The sequence below is a fragment of the Allobosea sp. P2_A10 genome (assembly GCF_056405115.1).
The window spans coordinates 276,264-286,184 of sequence record NZ_JBFUCS010000006.1 but is presented as its reverse complement, the minus strand read 5'-3'; the positions used below and the strand labels follow the sequence as shown (position 1 = coordinate 286,184).

Below are 9,921 nucleotides of genomic sequence, written 5' to 3'. Positions count from 1 at the left end.
AGCCATGGCTCCAGGGAAAGCTCGGCCTGGTCAGCCAGAAGAGCAAGCTTGCCGAGGCCATCCGCTACGCGCTCTCGCGCTGGGCGGGCCTCAGTCGCTTCCTCGACGACGGCCGCATCGAGATCGACTCCAACGTGGTCGAGCGCGCCATCCGGCCGATCGCCCTTAATCGCAAGAATGCACTCTTTGCCGGATCAGACGGCGGCGCCGAGCATTGGGCCGTCGTCGCCTCGCTTGTGGAAACCTGCAAGCTCAACGGCGTCGATCCGCAAGCCTACCTCATCGACGTCATCGCCCGCATCGTGGCAGGCCACCCCCAGAGCCAGATCGACGATCTGCTGCCTTGGGCCTACGCCACACAGCCGCTCAAGGCTGTGGCCTGAGAACACCGCTTACGGTACAGCGCCGTCAGCTTCTAGATTTCCCCGTCCTTGCCGACATTGGTGATGTCGTCGCAGTCGCTAGGCGTTACAAACGCTTCGGCAAAGGCGCGCAATCCATCACTGTCTGTATCGAACTGGTCTTTCGCGATCATCACGGCGAACTCGCGCGCCGCGGACCTCAACTGGTCCTTGTCTGCGGCTTTCAAACCATCGCTCAGGTCGAGGCCGCGAACCGCGGCTGCGAAACTAGGCTTCTGGGCAACGATATCCATTGGCATCAGTCCAATCCTATCGAACAGGCGCGACAGCGCTCATCTGTCACACAATTGCTGATGCCCCTAGAGCTTGACGCTGCGTTTGCGATATCGACGGACAGGCGATCGGTTTTAAAACGCGCCGGTCAAGCGAGAGTCAACCGAGTCGCTCCTTTTGGGATCGTCGAGCATAACAACGTCTTGCAACAGAATAGGTTTTCTCTCGCCGCAACGTTGACCGATACAAGTCTTAATACCCAAAACGAAGCATGGCGAAATAGCCGACTGCGACTAACGCCGTAACACCGGCGATCGCTAACAGCAGCAGCTTGTTGCGGATTGCGCGGATCATGAGGAAAGCGCTGTGGTCGCGCCGATCTTGATACGCCTGCATCCTATCGAAGAGCGCTTCCCTAAGCTTGATCAACTCCGGCCGCTGCAAAAGTGAGATTCTCTCCGGCAAATCTTTCGCCATTTCTGCGTGCCTGCGCTCGATCGCCTCGGACAGCGTATGCCATGTCGCCTTGACCTCGGCGAGCCCTGCCGCGGACGTCCTGATATGGGCGATGTCGCGTCCAGCAGCGTGTAGCTCGCCCCTAAGCGTGTCCAGGTCGGCGCGAAGCTCTTGGACAATACGTTCATTAGCTGCAGTCAGCGCCACCATGCGCGTCTCGATCAGGATGCGTAGATCGTTGACATCGTCACGGCTCGGCAGGTTCTTAGCTGCCAGTTCGCTGATCAACTCGTGCTGCGCCGACGCGACTGTCTCTGCCGTGCGGCGGTCCATGCCGCCATCGACGAGTGCATTCGAAAAAGCGAGGGTGTTGAACTGAAGCATGACCGGATCCATGAATGATGCGAAATGTCGTCTGAAGGCTTGCGGCCAAGCGGCCACGGCGTCAAGATTTGGATCTTGAGCTAGTATTTCGATCTCGAAAGCGGAGCGCCCCTGCGCCGTTTTGGCGTTGCACGGCTACTGACGATAATTTGCGACGCCCGTCGTGAAGCGGCGGATCGCCTCGTCGTAGGTCGCGCCATCGCCCAGCATCTTGCTGGCAAGCCCATCGAGAATGCTTCGATCGACCCCTGCGAAGGCGCCAGGAAAACGAAGGACGAGCTCAGCAGCCATGTCTTCTAGACCGTAAAGCTCAAACAGGCAGGCCATGATCTGGACTTTGCGCGACCTTCTCAGATCAGCTGGCGCATCGCTCGCCAGCAAGTCGCGGGCATAAAGTGCGTCAGCCCACTGGATTGGTCCGCCGACCGTCTGGGCTGGCAGTTCAGGGTAGTGGAAGGGTCTCGGCAGAGCCGCGCGAGAATACCCCATCGGAGAAAGTTTCACCAAGGTGAAGCCCTGCGCGCGCAGATGAATATCGATATTTGCAAAGACGTTGGCGTGAGTGCTGCTCAATCCGTGAAACTGGCACTCGACCTCGACCATCAGGCAGGCGGCATTCAAGGTCCGGCGAGCCCCCTCTAGCACCTCCAGCTCATAGCCATCCGTGTCAATCTTGATCAGATCGACCGCAGGCAACCCCGCGCTTTCGAGAATGCCGTCAAKGGTCGCACTACGATCCGAAACCTGGACGTCGGAAAGGCCGATCGCCTGCTCGAAAAGCCGCTGATAATGCGAATAGAATGGATCGGCGTTCGGGTCGGCCACGTTGCGATAGTTGGCCTCTCTGGCGGCAGGCGCGAATTGCCCGTTCGCCACCTTGTCCCAAAGCGCCAAGAAATCCGCCGTCGAAAGCTCGCTTGCCGCTTTCGGGCCAAGCTGGTTCAGGATCGTGCCGAAATAGGCCGACGTCCGGTGTAGAACGTAGTTGCTGCGCAGCGCCGAGGCGTCGGCGGGCGCCGATGGTCCGACCACCATTGCCGCTTGATAGGCGACATTGGGATTTGTCTCGATCGAGCGCAGCCTCTCGACCTCCTTGACCAACGGGTCTATCCCGACCGCGTGCAGCGCCGTCTGCCACAGCCGCCAGACCTGATGCAGCCCGCCCGAGGCGCCGACATCGACAAGATAGAGCGGCGGCATCGTGCCGGAGATGCGCTGGAGCTGTTCGAGGACCACGCTAGTGTTCGAAGCATGCATCGGATTTGACTTTCGATCGGGCCGAGGCGCTTAGCGTGGATTCCAAGTGTTCGATGTCAGCGCCTGCCTGACCGCAGCCGAAGCAGCGCCGTCATCGAAGCGCAAATTCATGGAGAGATCCGCCGAGGAGACCATGGCTGCGACTTCGCTCTTGCTCATGCCGGGTGGGCCGCTCCAAATCGGGAAGAACGTCTTGTAGTCGGCGAAGGCCTCCCACTGTTCCGATGTCAGGGAAGCATCAATCTCCGCGATGATGGCCTCGCCCTCGCCACGCCGGAGCTGACGCGCGCCGGTCATGGCGGCAAAGCCGCCGATCGCCTGGAACCGCTCATAATACCCTAGGCGGGCTGCCACATCGCGCTTGACGCCTAACAGCCGGACGACCATCGCCTTTTGGCGGCCGGCCGCATGGAACTCGGCATCCACCTTCGTTACGTAAACGTCGAACCCGGCATCGTTCAGCTGATCGACCATGAGAGGAAGGTTCATGAAAGTGATCGGCAGGCCGAGATCCCAGGAATGGAAATCGGACGCACCGAGGTTAAAGGCGTCAATGATATGGAACGCGTCGCAGCGCGCGATCTCTTTGGCAAAATCGGCAGTCGAGCGGCAGGCGTAGCTGCCGACGAAACGCGAGATGTGGAACGCGTTCTCACGAGAGCGATGCCACTGATCGGGCTCATTGACGATCCTAATCGGATCGTCGGGATGGAAACAGATCGATGCGCGCGTCAGGAACGGCGAATACTCGATGCCACTGAAGAGCATCTTCTCGCGGTCGAGCCTCAACCCGAGAATCCGGCTGCAAATCTCGAGCTTTTCGATCGAGACGAAGAAGGTCGAGCCTAGCTCGCAATATTCTACGGTCTCAGGACCGGCCGCCGCGATAAAAACCGCCACGGGCAGGAAAACATCGAGCAGCTCGCTCGAAATCTGATGCTGCGGATCGTCGGTGGAGTTCTTCAGTCGCTGGAAACGCTCCTTGACATCCGTTGCTGACGTAGGGGGGACCAGCAGCTCGGACGCCGCATGGCCCGCCATCGCGGTGACGGCGACGAGCTCGCAGATATACACCCATGTGTACATGCACTCATGCGCATCGGCTCCGGCAAGCGCGCGGCGGACCTGAGGCACGTCGCCATTGGCAAAAACGTCGCCCCAGACGACGAGCGGCAGCCGGCGGATCGACTGGTCGGCCGGCGTGCGTCCATCGGAAATCCGCGTCGGGCCCGGCATGGGGCTCAGAACAGGGCTCGGCACTTGGCTCTGCTGTTCATCGGCGAGGAATGCCGCGATGGCGCGACGGAAACGATCGGCGAGGCCCATGAAGATATCCGATGGGAAAAGATAGGATGACCGGTGACGTAGAGGATTTCTGATGCGGCGCCAAGGTCACCGCGTCCTTGAAGAGGCAGGTCAAGACCTTCTGTGCGCCAGCCCGACCGCTATCGGCTCACCGATTGACAGCCGCGCCCTCAGCCCGGTGACGAGCGCCATCTTGATCGAGGACGAGTAGCCGCGGAAATCATGGCCGGTGACGATTTCGGGCTTGACGCCCATGCGCCTGATCAGGGTGGCCAGCCCCATCCCGAGATTGAGCTCCTCGCCGAAGAACCAGCGTGCGTCGTATTGGCGGAAGCCGGTCGGCTTCACCATCGGTAGAGATTCGTATTCGAAGGTGTTGGCGACGAGCGCTGGCAGAGGGTTGGGAAACATCGGGATTCCAGTCGGACGGCGGGCGGGACGACACGGCCGCGACCAGGATCGAGGCGACCATGAACCGGCACCGAGGCACCGGTCTGCTCGCACTACCTGAACCGCACCGGGTTTCCCGGAGGCCGTTTCGGTTGAGTCACGCTGCCATGGCTGGCTCGTCCAGCATGGCGTAGTAGCGTTCTTCGGCTTCGGCCGGCGGGATGTTGCCGATGGGCTCCAGCAGCCGGCGATTGTTGAACCAGTCGACCCAGGTCAGCGTGGTGAATTCGACGGCCTCGAAGCTTCGCCAGGGTCCGCGCCGGTGGATGAGTTCCGCCTTGTAGAGGCCGTTGATCGTCTCGGCGAGCGCGTTGTCATAGCTGTCGCCGACGCTGCCGACGGAGGGCTCGATACCCGCCTCGGCGAGGCGCTCGGTGTAGCGAATGCTGACGTATTGAGAACCTCTGTCGGAATGGTGCACGAGGCCGCCGCGATGGACGGGCCKTCGCTCATGCAGGGCCTGCTCCAGCGCGTCGAGCACGAAGCTGGCATGYGCGGTTCGCGATACGCGCCAGCCGACGATRCGRCGGGCRTAGGCGTCGATGACGAAGGCGACGTAGACGAAGCCCGACCAGGTGCTGACATAGGTGAAGTCGGAAAGCCAAAGCCTGTTGGGCGCAGGAGCATGGAAGACCCGGTTCACATGATCGAGCGGGCAAGGCGCCGTCTTGTCGGCCACCGTGGTGCGCACGGGCTTGCCRCGGATGACGCCTTGCAGGCCCATGCCGCGCATCAGGCGCGCCACGGTGCAGCGCGCCACGTCGAAGCGTTCGCGCACCATCTGCCGCCAGACYTTCCTCACGCCGTAAACCTCGAAGTTCTCGGCGAAGACGCGGGCGATCTCGGGCTGCAGGGYGATATCCCGCTTCGCCCTCACTGACAGCTTCTCGGGATCGGCGCGCTTGGCGACATGGGCATGATAGGTCGAGGGGGCGATCGGCAGCACTTTGCAGATCGGCTCGACCCCATGGACCTGRCGGTGATCGTCGATGAACGCGATCATCKCYTGAACGGGCGGTCGAGCTCCGCCTGKGCAAAATACGCYGAYGCYTTSCGCAGRATCTCRTTSGCCTGSCGAAGCTCCCGGTTCTCKCGCTCCAGCGWCTTGASCTTGGCCGCCATGTCCGTCGTCAAACCGGTCTTCCGTCCACTGTCGACCTCGGTCTTCTTTACCCACTCGTTCAGCGTCTGCGCCGTGCAGCCGATCTTGCCSGAAATCGACATGATCGCCGCCCAGCGGGACGGATGCTCGCYCTCGTGSTCCAGCAGCATCCGAACCGCGCGGGCCCGCACCTCAGGCGAAAACTTGTTCGTCGTCTTGCTCGTCATGGCTCCACCTTCTCAGGAGTTAGAGCCTCCGACAAACCCGGGGCGGTTCAGACTGAGCTGCGCCTACCGCAGCATAGACCGTTAAGACCTCATCCGGTCCGGCGGCCCCGCCCCATCATCAAATCCCCCATCGAGCGTCCCAGCGCAGAAACCATCTGGTCGAATTTGCCGTCATAGAACCCAGGACGAAAGCGCCCGCCCCTTCCCCAACGCCACCCGTCATGCGAGGCTGCGGCCACCTTCGGCACGGGAGCGCGCGCCATGACTGGCTGGATCATTCTGGGGCTGCTCGCAGCCATCGTCATCTACGGGATCATGACCTATAACGGGCTGGTCGCGATGCGGCAGCGCGTTGGCCAGGCCTTCGCCGATATCGACGTGCAGCTCAAGCAGCGCCACGATCTGATCCCGAACCTGATCGAGACCGTGAAGGGCTATGCCGCCCATGAGAAATCGACGTTCGACGCGGTGATCGCGGCCCGCAATGCGGCGCAGGGCGCGTCCGGCGTGCAGGCGACGGCGGCAGCCGAGCAGCAATTGTCGGGCGCGGTCGGCCGGCTGCTGGCGCTCGGCGAGGCCTATCCGGATCTCAAGGCCAGCGCCAATTTCCAGCAGCTGCAGGTCGATCTCGGCAATGTCGAGGACAAGCTCGCCGCCGCCCGGCGCTTCTTCAACAACGCCGTCAGCGAGTTCAACGCCGCGATCCAGGCCTTCCCGGCCGTGCTGTTTGCTCCGCAGATGGGCTTCAAGGAGCGCGAGTTCTTCGATGTCGGCGAAGCGGCCCGCGCGCAGATCGAGAACGCGCCCGTCGTGAAGTTCTGACGCCGCAAAAGGCAACGGAGCCGCCGCCATGCCGGGGCAGGCCTTCGGGCTTTACACGCACCAGCGCAACAACCGGATCCGCTCGGGGTTCCTGATCGTCGGGCTGTTCCTGCTCGTCTATCTGACGGTCTATGGCCTGATGCTGATGGGCTATGGCTATGGCGGCGTCGGGCGCGGGCGCAGCGTCTATACGGAGACGGCGCGGCTGTTCTGGTCGTGGTTCCCGTTCATTTCGCTCGCCGCCGGGGCCTGGGTGCTGATCGGCTTCAGGGTCAATGTCGGCCTGGTCAGCTCGGTCACCGGCGCGACCAGCGTGACGCGCGAGGAGAGCCCCAAGCTCTACCGGATGCTGGAGAACCTCTGCATCTCGCGCGGCCTGACGATGCCGAAGCTCGCGATCATCGAAAGCGAGGCGCTCAACGCCTTCGCCAGCGGCGTCAACGACAAGCAGTACACGGTCTCGGTCACCACAGGCCTGATCGCGACGCTGGACGACGCCGAGATCGAGGCCGTGCTCGCCCATGAACTGACCCATATCCGCAATGGCGACGTCCGGCTGATGATCATCGCCATCGTGATCGCCGGGGTGATTTCCTTCGTCGGCGAGATCGTCTTCCGCAATTTCGGGCGGGTGCGGATTTCCTCCGACGATGCCAAGAAGGGCAATTTCGTCGCGGTGCTGATCGGCATCGCCGTGATCGCCGTGTCCTGGCTGCTGGCGGTGCTGATCCGGCTGTCACTGTCGCGCTCGCGCGAATACCTCGCCGATGCGGGCGCGGTCGAACTGACCAAGAATCCCGACGCCATGATCTCGGCGCTGCTCAAGATCGCGGGCCGGGCCGATATCGAGGGCGTGCCGTCGGGCGTAATGGACATGTGCTTCGAGAACGACCCCGACGATTTCGCCGACCTGTTCTCGACGCACCCTTCAATCACCAAACGCGTGCAGGCGCTGGTCGAAACGGCGGGCGGGCGCATGCCGGCGATGCCGCCGCACCCCCCTGCCATGGCCGAGCGTCAGCAGCTGCCAACCATGGTCGAGGAATCGGCGGCCAAGGGCGATACGGGGCTGCGTGGCCCCTGGGCAAGGCCGCCGACGACCTGATCAGCGGCCGTTGGTCGACCAGTCCAGCGCCTCTTCGAGCCGATCGTCGCCCCAGAACAATTCGCCGTCGCCGGTGACGAAGGTCGGCGCACCGAAGATGCCGAGCGATTTGGCGTATTCCGTTTCGGCCTTGAGGCGGCCCTTGACCTCCTCGCTGCGCGAGGCGGGGAAGGCGACGCCTGGGTCGGCTCCGGCTTCCTTCAGCGCCGCGTTGAGTACAGCTTCCTCGGCGATGTTGCCGCCCTGGCCAAATTCTGCCCGAAACAACGCCTTCGAGAAGACCGGCATCCAGCCGGCTTCGCGCCCGGCCAGCGCAAGCCGCGCCGCGATCAGCGAATTCTGCGGGAAGGTCTCGGGCCTGATGATCTTCAGGCCGCTGCGCCCGGCGCGACGTTCCATGTCGCGCCACATATAGCGACCCTTGTTGGGGTAGAGGTTGAACGGCGACGTCGTCCAGCCTTGCGCGGCGAAGATCGGTCCAAGCAAAAACGGCCGCCAGCGAAGCTCGACGCCCGCCTCCTCGGCCAGGGCTTCGATCCGCAATGCGCTCAGGCAGGAATAGGTCGATGCGAACTCGTACCAGAAATCCAGAACGGGACGATTCGGCATTCAGCCTCCGAGTCGGTCATCTACTTCAATCGCATACGCGGAGCTTCAACCCCCGGATGCATATTCGCAAGCGCGGAACACACACTCATGGGGACGAAGCCGGTCTCGCCGGCACCGATCCATCACGAGAAGACGCAAGATCGATCAGAAGGTTCCGATTGCTTCGCCAACTAGGCTGGGATAGTGCGCCATGGTGTTCAAAACACGGCCCAAAAGCCGGAATGTCCCACGGCATGAGATCCATGTCGCCGCAGCAGGAAGCCAGTCGATGTCCGATACGCGCGTGAAGAAGGTCGTGCTCGCCTATTCCGGCGGCCTCGACACCTCGATCATCCTGAAGTGGCTGCAGACCACCTACGCTTGCGAAGTCGTGACCTTCACCGCCGATCTCGGCCAGGGCGAGGAACTCGGGCCGGCGCGCGACAAGGCGCTGCTGCTCGGCATCAAGCCGGAGAACATCTATATCGAAGACCTGCGCGAGGAATTCGTGCGCGACTACGTCTTCCCGATGTTCCGCGCCAACGCCGCCTATGAGGGCGTCTATCTGCTGGGAACCTCGATCGCGCGCCCGCTGATCGCCCAGAAGCTGATCGAGATCGCCGAGAAGACCGGGGCCGATGCGGTCTCCCATGGCGCGACCGGCAAGGGCAACGACCAGGTCCGCTTCGAGCTCACCGCCTATGCGCTCAAACCCGATGTGATGGTGATCGCGCCCTGGCGCGAATGGGATCTGCGCTCGCGCGAACAGCTCATCGCCTTTGCCGAGCAGCACCAGATCCCGATCGCCAGGAACAAGCGCGGCGAAGCGCCCTTCTCGGTCGACGCCAACCTGCTGCACGCTTCGTCGGAGGGCCGCGTGCTGGAGGACCCGGCCGAGGAAGTGCCCGACTATGTCTATTCCCGAACGATCTCGCCGGAGGATGCGCCCGACAAGGCGACCTATATCACAGTCGATTTCGAGAAGGGCGACGCGACGGCGATCGACGGCGTCAAGCTCTCGCCGGCGTCGCTGCTGGCCAAGCTAAACGATCTCGGCCGCGACAACGGCATCGGCCGGCTCGATCTCGTCGAGAACCGCTTCGTCGGCATGAAGTCGCGCGGCATGTATGAGACGCCCGGCGGCACGATCCTCGCGGTCGCGCATCGCGCCATCGAATCGATCACGCTCGACCGCGGCGCGGCGCATCTCAAGGACCAGATCATGCCGCAATATGCCGAGCTGATCTATAACGGCTTCTGGTTCAGCCCCGAACGCGAGATGTTGCAGGCGCTGATCGACAAGAGTCAGGAGTTCGTTGCCGGACAGGTGCGGCTCAAGCTCTACAAGGGCGGCACGTATGTCGTCGGACGGTCGAGCCCCTATTCGCTGTACGATCAGGACCTCGTCACCTTCGAGGAAGGCGCGGTCGCATACGATCACCGCGATGCAGCTGGCTTCATCAAGCTGAACGCGCTGCGCCTGCGCACGCTCGGCCAGCGCAAGAAGAAGCTGGGGTTGTGATGGCAAGCTGAAGCGCCGGGGATGCCGTGCGCGCTGCGGCATGCAATGGCGCGGCGCAGACACGAGAT

10 protein-coding genes, 1 pseudogene and 1 other annotated feature are annotated in these 9,921 nt (G+C 62.7%); of the genes and pseudogenes, 4 read left to right on the top strand and 7 right to left on the bottom strand.

All coding sequences use genetic code 11. The features are described 5' to 3' along the window. Positions 1-383, top strand: a 383-nt coding sequence (locus tag AC1DZY_RS11735; protein ID WP_476820290.1) for an IS66 family transposase, incomplete at its 5' end; no start/stop codon positions are given. A gap of 32 nt (positions 384-415) precedes the next feature. On the opposite strand, the gene AC1DZY_RS11730 is transcribed toward AC1DZY_RS11735, so the two are convergent. From AC1DZY_RS11730 to AC1DZY_RS11705, 6 genes and pseudogenes are all read right to left on the bottom strand, one after another. Then, positions 416-661, bottom strand: coding sequence for a hypothetical protein (locus tag AC1DZY_RS11730; RefSeq protein ID WP_476820289.1), 246 nt, complete (start codon positions 659-661; stop codon positions 416-418). Positions 662-887: 226 nt separating this feature from the next. Further along, complete coding sequence (locus AC1DZY_RS11725; RefSeq protein WP_476820288.1) at positions 888-1,475, bottom strand: hypothetical protein; 588 nt, start codon at positions 1,473-1,475, stop codon at positions 888-890. Positions 1,476-1,610: 135 nt separating this feature from the next. After that, positions 1,611-2,711 (bottom strand): FkbM family methyltransferase, encoded by a 1,101-nt coding sequence (locus AC1DZY_RS11720; RefSeq protein WP_476820287.1) that lies wholly within the window; start codon positions 2,709-2,711, stop codon positions 1,611-1,613. A 51-nt stretch (positions 2,712-2,762) separates the two neighbouring features. Further along, positions 2,763-4,058: a hypothetical protein gene (locus AC1DZY_RS11715; protein ID WP_476820286.1), complete on the bottom strand. Its 1,296-nt coding sequence runs from the start codon at positions 4,056-4,058 to the stop codon at positions 2,763-2,765. Positions 4,059-4,202: 144 nt separating this feature from the next. Next, positions 4,203-4,448, bottom strand: a pseudogene (locus AC1DZY_RS11710) (phosphomannomutase/phosphoglucomutase); the annotation flags it as partial. A gap of 136 nt (positions 4,449-4,584) precedes the next feature. Further along, positions 4,585-5,816 (bottom strand): IS3 family transposase gene (locus AC1DZY_RS11705; protein WP_476820285.1). Its coding sequence is split into 2 segments (ribosomal slippage): positions 4,585-5,525 and positions 5,525-5,816, totalling 1,233 coding nucleotides; the frame shifts between segments, so codons are not numbered across the junction. Then, positions 5,416-5,532 (bottom strand) — a sequence feature (AL1L pseudoknot). (Overlaps the previous gene by 117 nt.) A 261-nt stretch (positions 5,817-6,077) precedes the next feature. Between AC1DZY_RS11705 and AC1DZY_RS11700 the strand changes: the two genes are divergently transcribed. Next, positions 6,078-6,638 (top strand): LemA family protein, encoded by a 561-nt coding sequence (locus tag AC1DZY_RS11700; RefSeq protein ID WP_476820284.1) that lies wholly within the window; start codon positions 6,078-6,080, stop codon positions 6,636-6,638. Positions 6,639-6,666: 28 nt separating this feature from the next. After that, positions 6,667-7,743: a M48 family metallopeptidase gene (locus tag AC1DZY_RS11695; protein ID WP_476820283.1), complete on the top strand. Its 1,077-nt coding sequence runs from the start codon at positions 6,667-6,669 to the stop codon at positions 7,741-7,743. Here AC1DZY_RS11695 and AC1DZY_RS11690 read toward each other — a convergent pair whose 3' ends face one another. Beyond that, entirely contained in the window at positions 7,744-8,352 is a 609-nt protein-coding gene (locus AC1DZY_RS11690) for a DsbA family protein (RefSeq protein WP_476820282.1), read from the bottom strand. 268 nt (positions 8,353-8,620) lie between these two features. On the opposite strand from AC1DZY_RS11690, the gene AC1DZY_RS11685 reads away from it, so the two are divergent. Next, complete coding sequence (locus AC1DZY_RS11685; RefSeq protein WP_476820281.1) at positions 8,621-9,853, top strand: argininosuccinate synthase; 1,233 nt, start codon at positions 8,621-8,623, stop codon at positions 9,851-9,853. Positions 9,854-9,921 lie beyond the last annotated feature (68 nt).

Bases quoted from the DNA above. Each gene is read 5' to 3' on its own strand.
- AC1DZY_RS11730 (WP_476820289.1), bottom strand. From the start codon at position 661: ATGCCAATGGATATCGTTGCCCAGAAGCCTAGTTTCGCAGCCGCGGTT.
- AC1DZY_RS11725 (WP_476820288.1), bottom strand. From the start codon at position 1,475: ATGCTTCAGTTCAACACCCTCGCTTTTTCGAATGCACTCGTCGATGGC.
- AC1DZY_RS11715 (WP_476820286.1), bottom strand. From the start codon at position 4,058: ATGGGCCTCGCCGATCGTTTCCGTCGCGCCATCGCGGCATTCCTCGCC.
- AC1DZY_RS11700 (WP_476820284.1), top strand. From the start codon at position 6,078: ATGACTGGCTGGATCATTCTGGGGCTGCTCGCAGCCATCGTCATCTAC.
- AC1DZY_RS11695 (WP_476820283.1), top strand. From the start codon at position 6,667: ATGCCGGGGCAGGCCTTCGGGCTTTACACGCACCAGCGCAACAACCGG.
- AC1DZY_RS11690 (WP_476820282.1), bottom strand. From the start codon at position 8,352: ATGCCGAATCGTCCCGTTCTGGATTTCTGGTACGAGTTCGCATCGACC.
- AC1DZY_RS11685 (WP_476820281.1), top strand. From the start codon at position 8,621: ATGTCCGATACGCGCGTGAAGAAGGTCGTGCTCGCCTATTCCGGCGGC.